Genomic DNA, 14,267 nt, shown 5'->3' with positions numbered 1-14,267 from the left:
ACTGTTGACTGGAATTTTCGATCACCGTAGTGTGGGGCTTCGTTGAATGTTGATCGCATGGTGAAGGCGGGTGCCGAATTGGCCGATGCCGGACACGTCGGACGGCTACTCCGTCTGGACCTCCCTCGAGCAGGCCGTGTTTTCGAAATGGCGCATCAATAACATTCGAACCTTTGCCGCCCCCTCGTTTTCTTTGCGCATGAGTCGATCGCGCGGGTGGTATGCCTCGATTCCCCTGGGCGGACCGCCCATGGGCTGACGCGGTTGTGCACCGGCAAAGGGAACCAGAGGACGGGGTACCCGGTTTGCTCAACGACGCTGTGGAATCCGCTGTTGCCTCGCGGCCATCGCCGACCGAGCCGTACGACGTCGTCGGCATCGGATTCGGACCGTCGAACCTGGCGCTCGCCATCGCCGCGCGGGAGATCGACCCGTTGCGCACGTGCCTCTTCCTGGAGCGCGGTCCGTGCTTCCGCTGGCACCCGGGCATGCTGCTCAAGGGCTCCCGGATGCAGATCTCGTTCCTCAAGGACCTGGTCAGCCTGCGGAACCTCGCGAGCCCGTACTCCTTCCTGAACTACCTCAAGCACCGCGGCCGACTCGAACGGTTCGTGAACCTCCACGAGTTCCATCCCTCGCGGGCCGAGTACAGCGACTACCTGGCCTGGGCGGCGGAGGACTTCTGCGAGCAGGTCCGCTACGGCGCCGAGGTCGTCGGCGTCACCCCGCACGGCACGGAGTCGTTCGACGTGCGCTACCGCGAGCGGACCAGCGGCCGGACCCGCACCGTGCGGGCCCGCAACGTCGTCGTGGCGCCCGGCGGGAAGCCCCGGATACCCGAAGGCGTCGACCTCGACCATGTGATCCACTCCAGCGCGTTCCTGCCCCGGTTCGCCGAACGGCTGCCGGACACCGACGGGGCGCACCGGATCGTGCTCGTCGGCGACGGGCAGAGCGCCGGAGAGATCGCGCTCCAGGCCCTCACGGAGTACCCCGCGATCGAGGTCCACCTGATCGCCTCCGGCTTCGCGCCCCGCCCCACGGACAACAGCCCCTTCGTCAACGAGCAGTACTTCTCCGACAGCGCGCGCCGCTTCCTGGAGCAACCCGCCGAGCGCCGGGCCAAGCAACTCGCCGACGTGCGCAACTCCAACTACGGAGCCGTCGAGGAGGGCCTGCTCGACCACCTGTACCGCCTCACCTACCTCGACGAGGTCGCGGGGCGCCGCAGGCTGTTCATCCACCCCTACTCCCGCCTCGTCGCCGCGGGACCGGGCGAGGACGGGACGCTCGCCACGGTCCAGGACCGCCTGGACGGGACGACCACCACCCTGCCCTGCGACCTGGTGGTCCTGGCCACCGGTTACGAACGCCGCCTGGACCGCGAGATGTTCGCCGACGTGCTGCCGTACGTCCGGCGCGACGCGACCGGCGAACCCGTGCTGACCGCCACCCATCGCGTCGCCCTGACGCCGCCACTGACCGCGGGCCTGTACGTCCAGGGCCTGGGCGAGAGCTCCTTCGGGCTCGGCGACACGCTGCTGTCCCTGCTGCCGTTCCGGTCCCGGCAGATCGTCGACGACATCGCGGCCCGGCTCGGCCCCGCGCCCGGCCGCGGCGGGCCGCGCTATCCGCCGGACCGCCATGTGGAGCGCGACGCCGAGCGGATGTACGCGGTCGTGGAACGCTTCAAGTTCGCCACCGTGATCTCGGCGCGCGGCACCGACGACCCCGTCGTCAGCCAGCTCCCGCTCACCTTGGACCGCTCGCGAGGCGGCCGGGGGTTCCTCTTCGGGCACCTGGACCGGGAGAACCCGCACGCCCGGCTCCTCGACGACCGCCCGGTGACCATCCTGTTCCACGGCCCCAACAGCTACATCTCGCCCACCGTCTACGAGACGGACCAGCTGCCGACCTGGAACTCCATCACGGTCCAGGTCCGCGGCCGGGCCCGGATCGTCCGCGACCGCGAACGGATCGTGGCGGGCATGTGCGAACTGGCCGCGCGCGCGGAGCGCGACCCGGGCCCGCCGACGCTGCGGCCCGACGACGAACGCATCGACAAGCTGATCGACTTCGTCGTCGGCTTCGAGGTCGAGATCACCGACATCGTGGGCCGGTTCAAGCTGTCGCAGGACCAGGAGGAGCACGAACGACGGCATGCCGCCCACGCGCTCGCCGACACCGCGGAGACCGACCACCGCGACCTGATCGGCCAGCTGCTCGGCATGTCCCTGGACAACGGCCGCACCGCATCGGACCCGGGCGGCGACGCCACCGTAGAGAGCCTTGTGGGAGGTGACGGCAGTGGACACTACGTCTGAGGCCGCGAGCGAGCCCGACTTCGTCGTCGTACGCAACGACGAGGAGCAGTACTCCATCTGGCCGGCGGGCAGAGACGTGCCGGCCGGCTGGGAAGTGATCGGTCCGCCACGGCCCAAGGACGCCTGCCTCACGCACATCGCCGAGGTCTGGACGGACATGCGGCCGGCCAGTCTGCGGCGCAGCATGGAGGCCGCGGCCGGGGAGCGGACCTCATGAGCGTGCCGACGCCCGGCACGAGCCGTGCCCCGGGAGCGCCACCGGCGACGGCGCCGTCCTTCCACCACATCGGCGTACAGACCGCGGACCTGGACAACTCCCTCAACTGGTACCGGGACTTCTTCGGCTGCACGCCGAACTGGACGCTGTCCACGTTCTCGTCGCTCACCCTCAGCAGGCTGCCCGGGATCACCACCCTCGTGGAGCTGGAGTGCGGCTCGGTGCGCTTCCACCTCTTCGACCGGCGGGGCAGCGCCGCGCGGCCGCCCGACCCCAAGGCGGCGCAGTACCAGCACGTGTGCCTCCAGGCGGCCTCCTCCGAGGAGCTGGTCGCCTGGCGCGAGCACTGGCTTGCGCTGTTCCACTCCGGCTCGTACACCTTCGTCGACCAGGAGACCGCGACCGACGTCGTGGTGGACGCCGACGGCGTGGAGAGCTTCTACTTCCTCGACGTCAACGGCCTGGAGTTCGAGTTCACCTACCTACCCGGTGCGCGCCCGTGAGCGGGAGGGCCGGTGAGGTGACGACTGCGACGCGGGTGGCGGAATGGGACTTCGGCGCCTACCCCTACGGTCTGGAGCCGCTCCACCTGCCCGAGCCGGACGACCTCGGCCGGGACGGGCCGGACACCGCCGACGACGCGGCCCTGGAGCACGCCGCCCTGGAGCACGCCGCGCGCAGGCTCGGACTCGCCACGGCGTGGCTGTCGCGGGAGGAGATCCACCTCGCCGACCGCGACACCCTCGACGACGTGTTCTGGTTCCGGTGGATCACCGGGCACCAGATCTCGTTCCTGCTGTGGCACCTGATGGCGCGGGTCCTCGCCCGCATGCCGGAGCCGGGGTCGGCGCCGGACCCACGGCCGTCGCCGGACCCGCCCCGCACCGGTGCCGAACTGCTCGCGGGCCTCGCCGAGGGCTACAACGCCATGATGCTGTACACCAGCTCCTGCACCCGTGACAGCTACGAGCGGGTCATCCGCCCGGCGATGCACCGCCACCACCACGGATTCAGCGGCAGCTGGGCACCGGACTACCGACCGGTGCGCCGACTCTTCCACGGCAGGGTCCCCACCGCCGCCGACGGCCTCGGCAACCCCGAGCTGGAGGAGGCGCTGAGGGTCAACCAGGTCGTGCACGGCGCCGTGGCGGCCCGCCTGGTGCCCGGCAGCGAGTCCCTGCTCCAGCAGTCCGTGGGGGACATGCGCCTCCAGGACCGGGCCGTGCGCTCGATCTTCTACGACCACTTCTTCCTGACGGTCCGCAGGCCCGTCCCCGAGCGGCAGGTGCTCGACCAACTGCTGCGGCGACTGCGCGCCGCGCTGATCGACGTGTCCCTCAACGGCCTGTACCCGTACGGCGAGCAGACCTTCGAAGGGCTGCCACCCCCGTACCGCACCCCGTTCATCGGCGAGTGCGAGCACCGCTTCCCGAGCATCACCGCCCGTACCGCGCAACTCACCTGCGGCTTCGCGGGACCGTCGAGCGCGGGCCGCCACACGGAGGGGGAGGACACCCCGTGACAACCCACCGACCGGCCGTGCGGCTGACCCTGCCGCCGGACCTCATGGCCCGGGTCGCGGCCCTCGCGCGGAAGGACGGCTGCCAGGCGGACACGGTCGTCGCCGCGGCGGTGGCGGCGACGCTGTTCCGCTACGACCGCGTCGAGGAGCGCCGACTGATCACCGGCGGCACGCCGTCGGCGGTACGGGTGACGGACGCGGTGCGCTTCACCGACCTCGTGGCACAGGCCCACTCCGCGTCACCAGCGCCGACCGCCTCGGCCGCCCCGTCCACACCGAGCGCCCCGGACGCCGTACAGGTCGTCCTGCACACCCCGCCCGGAGCCGAAGAGGCCACGGCGGAGATCACGGCGCCCGAAGGGCAGTGGACCCCGGCCGCCCTGGAATCCCTGCTGCGCCACGCCCTGGCCGAGCCCGCCACCCGCGTCGGCTCGCTGCGCCTGCTGAGCGCCGAGCAGGCCGCGGCCCGGATCGCCGCGACCGACGCCGGGGCGGCCGCCGCCCCCGCGCCGCACCCGCTGCACCGCCCCTTCGAGGAACAGGCCGCCCGCCACCCCGACCGCGTCGCGCTGCTCACCGGCGACGACACCGTCACCTACGGCGAACTCGACGCCCGCGCCGAGCGGTTCGCCGACCGGCTCACGGCCCTGGGCGCGGGACCCGAGCGGCCGGTCGCCCTCCACCTGCGCCGCTCGACGGAACTGGTCGTGGCCCTGCTCGCCGTCCTCAAGTGCGGCGCGCCCTTCGTCCCCCTCGACGACCGGATGCCGCCCGAACGCATCCGGACCGTCCTCAGCTCGGCCCGCGCCCAGCTGCTGGTCTCCGCACCGGGCACCCGCGCCGTCGACGGCCTGGACGTCCCGTGCGTGACCGAGCGGCCGGACACCGACACCACCGACACCGCCGAACGCGCCGTGGCCCGCGCCTCCGTGCACCCGCACAACGCCGCGTTCATCTACTTCACCTCCGGCTCCACCGGCGTCCCCAAGGGCGTGGTCACGGACCACACGTGCGCCGCGATCCGCGTCGACTGGACCGCGCAGTACTACGGTCTGGGACCCGGCACGGTCACCCTGCACAAGACGCCGCTCATCTTCGACGTCGCCGTCATCGAGATCCTCGCGCCGCTGTCGGCCGGTGGCGCGGTGCGCCTGGCGGAGCCGCACGGCGAGGGGGACGTCGCCCACCTCGTCGATCTGCTCACCCGCGGCGAGGTGACGTTCGTCCACTTCGTGCCGTCCATGCTCAAGGTGTTCCTCGACGAGGCCGGGGACGCGAAGTTCCCCGGCGTGCGCTGGGTGCAGACCTCGGGCGAGGCCCTGCCGACGCGGCTCCTCGACGGGGTGCGGCAGCGGTTCGGCGACGCCGAGATCCACTCGGCGTACGGCCAGAGCGAGACGTGCGAGCTCGCCGTCTGGGCGGGTCGACGGCCGCACCTGGACACCGGCGTTCCGCCGCACGCCGCCCACGTACCGGTGGGCCGCCAGGTCGGCCTGTACCGGCCCTACGTGCTCGACGAGGCGCTCCAGCCGGTGCCGGACGGCGTCCCCGGGGAGATCTGCGTCGCCGGGGTCGGCGGCCTCGCCCGCGGCTACCACCACCAGCCCGCGCTGACCGCCGAACGCTTCGTCCCGCACCCCTACGCCCTCGCACCCGGTGAACGCCTCTACCGGACCGGGGACCTCGGCGCGCACGCCCCCGACGGACAGATCCTCTTCCTGGGCCGCGCCGACACCCAGACCAAGATCCGCGGCGCCCGGGTCGAACCCGCCGAGGTCGAGGCGGTCCTCGCCGAAGGACCCGGCGTGCGGGACTGCGCGGTCCTGGTACGCCCCGACGAGCAGGGCGACGCCACCCTCGTCGGCTACGTCGTCGGCACGGACGTGGACATCGAGGAGCTGGCCCGGTGGGCGGCCAAACGCCTCACCAGCCACCTGCTGCCCCAGGTCTACGTCCGCATGCCCGCCCTGCCCTCCACCGCCTCCGGGAAGCTGGACCGCACCGCGCTGCCCGCGCCGACCGCTAAGGACAGGGCGGCCCGCGGCGAGGGCGAGCAGCCGCGGTCGCACCTGGAGGCCGAACTCTGCCGCCTGTGGAGCCGCGTCCTCACGCTGCCCGACGTCGGACCGACGGACAACTTCTTCTCCCTGGGCGGCAATTCGCTCAAGGTCGCCCAGGTGATGGTCAGGATCTCCGCCCTGTTCGGCATCCGCGTCCCCGTCGCCGCGTTCTTCGAGGACCCGACCGTACGCGGCCTCGCCGCCCTCATCGAACGGACCCTGGGCGAACTCGTCGGCTCGATGTCCGAGCAGGAGGCCGCCGAGCGCATCGAGGCACTCAACGCACGCGGCTCGGGAGGCTGAGATGGACAAGACGACCGACGCCCGGCACGAACTGATCAGGCGCCTGCTCAGCCAGAGCGTCACCACCACCCGCCACCTGGCCATCCCCGCGCACCGGCCCGGCACGGGCGTACCGCTCACCCCCGCCCAGGCGGGCATCTGGTTCTTCACCCAGCTCTTCCCGGACAGCACCGAGTACAACTGCTTCGACAACCTGCGCATCCCCTGGGCCTGCACCGAGGCCGACCTGCGCCGCGCCCTGCGCACCCTGGTCGAGCGGCACGACGCGCTGCGGCTGCGGATCACCGTCGAGGACGGCGAGGCCCGCCAGTACGACCGGCCGCCGTTCGACCCCGACGTGGACTGGCACGACCTGCGCGCGCTGCCCGCCCAGGACGCCGAGCGCCGCGCCGAGGAGATCGCCAACGCCAGCGCCCAGGTGCCGCTGCGCGTCGACCGGCCGCCCCTGTTCCGCGTCTCGGCCGTCGCCCTGCCCGGCGACGCGACGCTCCTTGTGTTCGTCGTCCACCACATCGTCAACGACTACGCCTCCATGTCGACGTACATGGAGGAGCTGAGCGCCCTGCTGGCGGGCGCACCGCTCGGGCCGCCGCCGGACGTCGGCTTCCTCGACTACGCGGCCTGGCTCGACGACACCGCCGACACGGACCGCGCCGCCGTCGAACTCGCCTACTGGAAGGACAAGCTCGGCGGCGACCTGGCCGTCCTCGACCTGCCCGCCGACCGGCCGCGCGGCGACGAGCCGAGCCGCAGCGGCCACTCCGTCGCCGTCGAGCTGCCGCCCGGTCTGGTCGATGCCCTGAAGGACCTGGCCACGCGCAACGGCACCACGCTGTTCGTCGTGCTGCTCGCCGCCTACAAGGTGTTCCTGATGCGGCTGAGCGCACAGCGCGACATCGTCGTCGGCACCGCCCTCAGCGGCCGGGACCACCCCGACGCCGAGCGGATCGCCGGATGCTTCGTGAAGTCGGTGGCGCTGCGCACCGACGTGGTCGCCGCCGCGTCGTTCCACGACGTCATCCGCGCCGTGCACACCACCACCGCTGAGGCCCAGGACCACCAGACGGTGCCCTTCGAGCGGATCGTGGACGCCCTGGGCACCCCGCGCCGCCTCACCACCCACCCCGTCTTCCAGACCTTCTTCGGCTTCCAGAGCGACGAACGGCTCCAGCTGCGCGGCGCGCAGCTGAACCCGCTCAAGCTCCTGGAGTACGGCACGGCCAAGTGGGAGCTGTCGGCGACGCTGTCGGAGACGCCCCAGGGCGTCAGCGGCGTCATGGAGTGCTCGGCGGCCCTCTTCGACGCCACGACCCTCGACCGGTTCCGCGACATCTGGCTGCACCTGAGCACCGCACTCGCGGCGGACGCCGACGCGGCCGTCGGCACCCACCCCCTGGTCACCGACGCGGAACGGCAGCGGATCCTCTACGGCCTCAACCCCCACCAGCCGCTCGACGTCCCGTACGCCACCCTGGCCGAGCCCTTCGAGCAGCAGGTCGCCCGCACCCCCGACGCGGTCGCCGTCGAGGTGGGCGAGCGGACCCTCACCTACGGCGAGTTCAACGCCTGGGCCAACCGTCTGGCCCGCGCGCTGCGCGGCCTGGGCGCCGGACCCGGGACCCGGGTGGCCCTGTTCATGGACCGCGGCGTGCGCACCCTGGCGATGGTGTACGCCGTCGCCAAGAGCGGCGCGGCCTATGTGCCCCTCGACCCCCAACTGCCCGACGCCCGCCTGGCGTTCATGCTCCAGGACACCGCCCCGCAGCTCGTGGTCGCCGAGGCGGACGGCACCGGCCGGATGCCCGTCGGGACCTGGGCCGTACACACCTTCGCGGACCTCGATGAGGCCGCGGCGCACGAGGCCGAGCACGACCTCCCCGCCCAGGGCGACTGCCACAACGTCTCCCACCTGCTGTACACCTCGGGATCCACCGGCAAGCCGAAGGCCGTCATCTGCCCGGTCGCCACGGCCGTCGCCGACATCCTGGAGATGCAGCGCCAGCTGGCCTACCGGCCCGACGACGTCATGCTGTTCAAGACCTCCTACGGATTCGACACCTCGCTGTGGGAGATCCTGTGGCCGCTGTACGTGGGCGCCCGCATCGTGGTGTGCCCGCCGGGCGCGGAGAAGGACCCCCAGCAGCTGGTGGAGGTGGTCGAACGGCACGCGGTGACCACCGTGTACCTCACCCCGACCCTGCTCCAGGCGGTCGTCGACCACATCGACGACCCCGGGCGCTGGCGCGCCGTGCGCTATCTGCACACCGGCGGCGAGGTGGTGACACCGGGCCTGCGCGACGCGTTCTACGCGAAGTTCGCCGCCCTGGGCACCGAGCTGATCAACGGCTACGGCCCGACGGAGACCGCCTGCATGGTCAGCACCCGCCTCGCCGACACCCCCGGCGACCCGGTCGTGCCGCTGGGCCGCCCCCACCGGCACTACCGGATGTACGTACTGGACGAGGAGCTGAACGTCGTGCCGGTCAACGTGCCCGGCGAGGCCTACCTCAGCTCCCCGATCGGCATCAGCCACGGCTACCACCACCGCCCGGAACTGACCGCCGAGCGCTTCCTGCCCGACCCCTACGGCCCGCCGGGCAGCCGCATGTACCGCACCGGCGACCTGTGCCGCTACCGGCCGGACGGCACGGTGACCTTCCTGGAGCGCCTGGACACCCAGGTCAAGATCCGGGGCAACCGCATCGAACTGGCCGAGGTGGAGGCGGTGCTCCGCCAGCACCCCGATGTCGCCGAATGTGTGGTGGTCACGGTGGGCGAGGGCGTCGACCGGGCCCTGGCCGCCTTCGTCCGCACCGCGCCCGGCGCCCCGTTCGACGCCGCGGCCCTGCTCGACCACGCGCGCGGCGCGCTCCCGCAGACCATGGTCCCCGCCGGGGTCCAGGCCATCGAGTCCATCCCCGTCAACGTCAACGGCAAGACCGACCGCCGGGCGCTGCAACGGGCCTGGCTCGGCGAGACGCTCCCGCGCACCACCCCCCGGGTGGAGCCCGCGGGCGAGGTGGAGCGCCAGCTCGCCCTCAGTTACGCCGAGGCGCTCGGCCTGGCCGAGGTGGGGGTGACCGACAGCTTCTTCGACCTGGGCGGTCACTCCCTGAAGATCTTCAAGCTGATCGCGGTGTGCGCGCGCCGCCTCGGCGTGCGCCTGCGGGTGGCCGACGTGTTCGAGGCGCCGACGGTCCGGCGGCTCGCCGAGCGCCTCGACTTCACCCACAGCGCCCCCGAGACCAGCCTGGTGCCCCTGGTGCCGCGCCCCGGCAGGCCCCTGGTCGTCTTCGTCCACGCCACGTCCGGCTCCGCGCTGCCCTTCCACGCCGTCGCCCGTGCCTTCGGCGACGACTTCTCCGTCCTCGGCCTGCAGTCCCCGGACGGCGAGGCCGAGCACACCGTCGAGAGCCTCGCGGCCCGCTACGTCGAGGCGGTCGACGGCGTGCGCGGCCTCAGCCCCGTCCTGCTCGTCGGCTGGTCCATGGGCGGGTGCATCGCGCTGGAGATGGCCCGCGCCTGGCACAAGCGCGGCGAGGACGCCACCGGCACCGTCCTGCTGGACACCTGGGTGCCGCCCGACGGACGGCGCCTGGACCCCGTGGAGCGGGCCGCGGCGCGCGCCGCGCTCCTGGACCTGGACATCATCGCCACGGAGGGCCTGGACTCGGCCATCGGCGACGAGGCCCCCGACGAACTGACCCGGCTGCGGCGGGCGATCGAGCGCAACCGCGGCGCGTACCTCGACTACACCCCGCACCCCTACGACGGGCCGGTGCACCTCCTGCGCGCCGCCGAGACCGGCGCCTCGCCCGACCCCTACGCCGTGCTGCGCCAAGGGCCCGACCACGGCTGGGGCGAGGTGCTGTCCGACGTGGTGACCCAGACCGTGCCCGGCAACCACTTCACCCTGCTCGACGAGCGCCACGCGCCCCGACTGGCCTGCGTACTCACCGCGATCGCCGAGGCTGGCCTGGACTTCACCGAGATCTGACCCCACCGGCACGATCCACGCGCACGACCCGACGACCGCGCCGTGCCAGGACCCGGCACGAGGAAGGAGCCGAAGTGAGCGACCGCAGGGCCGAGCCCGCACGCCCGGAACACCGGGCCGCGACAGCACCCCGGCGGAGGGGGACACCGCGATGACCACCCGCCTCGACCCGCGGCGGGCCGTGATCCGCCCCCTGCGCCGACCCGCGGCCCGGCGGACCCTGGTCTGCCTGGGCTTCTGCGGCGGCGGCACCGGCGCCTACCGCGGCTGGGGCCCCCTGCTCGACGAGGAGACAGACTTCGCGCTGGTGTGCTACCCCGGCCGCGAGGCCCGGTTCGCCGAGGACTTCGCCCCCGGCTGGGAGGCACTGGCCGAGGACACCACCGAGGCGGTGCGCGGCGCCGCGGGCGAGCTGCCCTACGTCCTGTTCGGCCACAGCATGGGCGGCTGGATGGCGTACGACGTGGCCACCCGCCTCGAACGGCGGGGCGGCCCCCTGCCGCAGGCCCTGATCGTGTCCTCCTGCAACGCCCCGTACCGCGGAGTCACCGAACGGGACCGCTTCCCGTGCGCCGAGGACGGCGACGAGGACCTGCTGCGCTGGATGCGCACCAGCGGATCGCTGCCCGACTACGCGCTCGAGGACGCCGACCTGCGCCGCATGGCGATCGACCTGATGCGGGCCGACGTACGGGTACGCGACTCCTACCGGCCGTCGAAGACCCGCACGAGCGTGCCCGTGCAGGTCCTGTACGGCGCGGACGACCCCGTCATCGAACCGCGGGCCGACCGGCAGTGGGCCGAGGCGACCAGCGGAACCCTGCGCGCCGACCGGCTGCCGGGCGGCCACTTCTACACCCCGGCGGTCTGGGAGGCGCTGCCCACGCACTTCGCGGCGCTGACCGCACACCGGCCGACGCCGGGCTGAGCGCCCGTCACCAGGACCGGGCCGACCGCCCTTCACAAGGAGAGGCAATCGTGGACTGCGTCAAGCCGGCCGGACGACCCGCCCTCGTCCAGGCCCCGCACACCCAGGACGTGGCCGAGGCAGGCGCCTGGCTGGACTCCGTGCGAGCACCCCTGCGCACGGCCCTCGACCGGTACGGCGCGGTCTGCCTGCGCGGCCTGCCCCTCACCACCCCCCAGGACTTCGCGGCGCTGCGGAACCGGCTGCTGACCGAGAACGCCGCCTACCGCGAGAAGGCCACCCCGCGCACCGCGTACGGCGACGACGTCTTCTCCTCGACGGACCTGCCGCCCAGCCAGCCCATCCGGCCGCACAACGAGAACAGCTACACCCTGACCTTCCCCGGCATCCTGCTGTTCGGCTGTCTGACCGCGCCCGACCACGGCGGCGCCACCCCCGTCGCGGACTGCCGGGAGGTGCTGCGCCACCTGCCCCCGGAGCTCACCGAGCGGTTCCGACGGCAGGGCTGGGCCCTGACGCGCACCTACGACGAGCACCTCTCGCTCGACTGGCGCACCGCCTTCGGCACCGACTCCGCCGACGCCGTGGCCGCGTACTGCCGCCGCCAGCGCATCGCCCACAGCTGGGACGAGCACGGCGCGCTGCGCACCACCCAGCGGCGCTCCGCGGTCATCCGGCACCCGCGCACCGGCGACGAGGTCTGGTTCAACCACGTGGCGTTCTGGAACGCCTGGTCCCTCGACCCGGACATCCGGGACGTCCTGCTGGAGGAACTCGGCCCGGACCGGCTGCCGTTCAACACCTCCTACGGCGACGGGGAGCCCCTCGCCGAGGAGGACATCGCCGCCATCCACGCCGCGTACGACAAGGCCACCGTGTGGGAGAGCTGGTGGCCCGGCGACCTGATGGTGGTGGACAACGTCCTCGCCGCCCACGGCCGCCAGGCCTTCCGGGGCGAGCGCAGGATCCTCGTGGCGATGGGCGACCCCGTCCGCCTGGAGGACTGCCGACCCACGGTGCCCGCCCTCGCGGGCCTTGCCGCATGACCCCCCGTACGGCGAAGGCGGCCGCCATGGCGGACACGGACAGCGCACAGACACCGCCGGGCCCGGAGCCCGGCCCCCACGAGGATCCGGTCCCGCGCTTCCTGCGGGAGGCGGACCGCGACCCGGGCAGGCCCGCGGTCCGCGACGGACACCGCTGCCTCAGCTTCGGTGAACTGAAGGACCGCAGCGCCCGGTTGGCCGACGTGCTCGCCGGGCACGGTGTGCGCCGCGGCACGCTGGTGGGCGTACGGCTGCCCCGGTCGGTGGACCTCGTCGTCGCGCTGCTCGCGGTGTGGCGGGCGGGCGGCGCGTACGTCCCGCTCGATCCGGGCTACCCCGCCGAGCGCCTCGCGCACATGACGCGGGACGCGGACCTGCGCCTGGTCGTCACCGACCGGCCGGACCCGGCGCCCCACCCGGGCGTCCGCCAGGTGACCGTGGACGAGCGGGCCCCGGACACCGCCGCCCGCCGCCCGGAGGCGACCCCCACCCCCGACGACCCCGCCTACGTCATCTACACCTCCGGTTCGACCGGGCGGCCCAAGGGCGTCGTCGTCTCCCGCGGCGGCGTGGCGCACCTGATCGCCGCCCTGGAACACGGAGGGCTCTACGCGGCCGCGCCCCGCACGGTCGGCTGGAACGCCAGCGTCTCCTTCGACGCGTCCGTCCAGCAGTGGGCCCGGGTGTGCCGCGGCGACACCCTCGTCCTGATCGACGACCGGCTGCGCTCCGACCCCGCGGCCTTCGCCGCGCACGTGCGCGAGCACGCCGTGACCGACCTCGACGTGACCCCTTCGCACTGGCAGGTCCTGCGCGACCCGCTGCTCGAAGACCCCGGGGCCACACCGCTGCGCCTGTTCGTCGGCGGCGAGCCGATCCCCGTGCCCCTGTGGCGGGACCTCGCGCTCGCGGCCGAGCGCGGGCTCGTCGAGGCGGTCAACGTCTACGGCCCCACCGAGACCACCGTCGACGCCACCGCCGCGTGGATCACCGGCGACCGGCCGCATCTCGGCCTGCCGCTGCACGGCGTACGGGGCCAGGTGCTCGACGCGCGGCTGCGGCCGGTGCCCGACGGCACGGAGGGCGAGCTGTTCCTCTCCGGCGCCGGTGTCGCGCAGGCGTATCTGGGCCGCCCCGCCCTCACCGCGGAACGGTTCCTGCCCGACCCGGCGGCCGCGGCGCCACCGGGATCCCGGATGTACCGCACCGGGGACCGCGTACGACGCCGCGCCGACGGCACCCTGGACTACCTCGGCCGGACCGACCGCCAGGTGAAACTGCACGGCTTCCGCGTCGAGCCCGGCGAGATCGAGACGGTCCTGGCCGACCACCCGGACGTCGCCGCGGCGGCGGTCACCGCGGATCCCGCGCGAGGCCTCTCCGCGTACTGCACCCTGGCCCACGGACCCGCCACGGCCGACACCCCCGAACGGACGGCGGCACGTCTGCTGGGCCACCTCGCCGCGACCCTGCCGCCCTACCTGGTGCCCTCCCGCCTCACCGTCCTGCCGGACATGCCGCTGACCGCCAACGGCAAACTGGACCACGCCGCCCTGCCGACCGCCGCCGACCGCGCCCGCGCGGCGCGCCCGGCGGACGAGGACAGGCACCTCGAACCGACCGGCCCGGTCGAGCCGTTGATCGCGCGGACCTGGGCCGAGGTCCTCGGCCGGGACCGGGTCCGCGCCGACGACGACTTCTTCGTGCTCGGCGGGCACTCCCTGATGGCCCTCAAGGTGATCGCGGGCCTCAAGAGGAGCCTGGGCGTGGTGATCTCCACCCGCGCCGTCTACCAGCACCCCCAGCTGCGGGAGCTCGCCCGCCACGTCGAAGACCTCCTCGCCGACCGGCCCTAGCCCACCGGACCCCG

The 14,267-nt window shown here is 73.3% G+C and carries 9 protein-coding genes; all 9 read left to right on the top strand.

All coding sequences use genetic code 11. The features are described from left to right. Positions 1-305: 305 nt before the first annotated feature. The 9 genes from ACIG3E_RS24275 (at position 306) to ACIG3E_RS24235 (ending at position 14,253) form a co-directional block, all read left to right on the top strand. On the top strand, positions 306-2,324 hold the full coding sequence (locus ACIG3E_RS24275; protein WP_399620065.1) for a SidA/IucD/PvdA family monooxygenase: 2,019 nt from the start codon (positions 306-308) through the stop codon (positions 2,322-2,324). Beyond that, positions 2,299-2,541 carry an MbtH family protein gene (locus ACIG3E_RS24270; RefSeq protein WP_399620062.1) on the top strand — a complete coding sequence of 81 codons (243 nt, stop codon included), beginning with the start codon at positions 2,299-2,301 and terminating at the stop codon, positions 2,539-2,541. Before ACIG3E_RS24275 ends, ACIG3E_RS24270 begins: the two co-directional genes overlap by 26 nt. Continuing rightward, the gene (locus tag ACIG3E_RS24265) at positions 2,538-3,044 is read left to right on the top strand and encodes a VOC family protein (RefSeq protein WP_399620059.1); all 507 of its coding nucleotides are present in this window, start codon (positions 2,538-2,540) and stop codon (positions 3,042-3,044) included. The genes ACIG3E_RS24270 and ACIG3E_RS24265 overlap by 4 nt, the downstream gene beginning before the upstream one ends. 17 nt (positions 3,045-3,061) lie before the next feature. Continuing rightward, positions 3,062-4,063 carry a hypothetical protein gene (locus ACIG3E_RS24260; protein WP_399620057.1) on the top strand — a complete coding sequence of 334 codons (1,002 nt, stop codon included), beginning with the start codon at positions 3,062-3,064 and terminating at the stop codon, positions 4,061-4,063. After that, complete coding sequence (locus tag ACIG3E_RS24255) at positions 4,060-6,426, top strand: amino acid adenylation domain-containing protein (RefSeq protein ID WP_399620054.1); 2,367 nt, start codon at positions 4,060-4,062, stop codon at positions 6,424-6,426. Before ACIG3E_RS24260 ends, ACIG3E_RS24255 begins: the two co-directional genes overlap by 4 nt. Position 6,427: 1 nt before the next feature. Next, the gene (locus ACIG3E_RS24250) at positions 6,428-10,423 is read left to right on the top strand and encodes an amino acid adenylation domain-containing protein (RefSeq protein ID WP_399620051.1); all 3,996 of its coding nucleotides are present in this window, start codon (positions 6,428-6,430) and stop codon (positions 10,421-10,423) included. Positions 10,424-10,574: 151 nt separating this feature from the next. Beyond that, positions 10,575-11,351 carry a thioesterase II family protein gene (locus ACIG3E_RS24245; RefSeq protein WP_399620048.1) on the top strand — a complete coding sequence of 259 codons (777 nt, stop codon included), beginning with the start codon at positions 10,575-10,577 and terminating at the stop codon, positions 11,349-11,351. A gap of 50 nt (positions 11,352-11,401) precedes the next feature. Continuing rightward, positions 11,402-12,397, top strand: a complete 996-nt coding sequence (locus tag ACIG3E_RS24240) for a TauD/TfdA family dioxygenase (protein ID WP_399620045.1) — start codon at positions 11,402-11,404, stop codon at positions 12,395-12,397. After that, positions 12,394-14,253, top strand: coding sequence for an amino acid adenylation domain-containing protein (locus ACIG3E_RS24235; protein ID WP_399620042.1), 1,860 nt, complete (start codon positions 12,394-12,396; stop codon positions 14,251-14,253). Before ACIG3E_RS24240 ends, ACIG3E_RS24235 begins: the two co-directional genes overlap by 4 nt. The last annotated feature ends 14 nt before the right edge of the window (positions 14,254-14,267 follow it).

The sequence above is a fragment of the Streptomyces sp. NPDC053474 genome, assembly GCF_044544845.1.
Taxonomy (GTDB): domain Bacteria; phylum Actinomycetota; class Actinomycetes; order Streptomycetales; family Streptomycetaceae; genus Streptomyces.
This window is presented reverse-complemented; position numbering and strand designations above follow the sequence as displayed.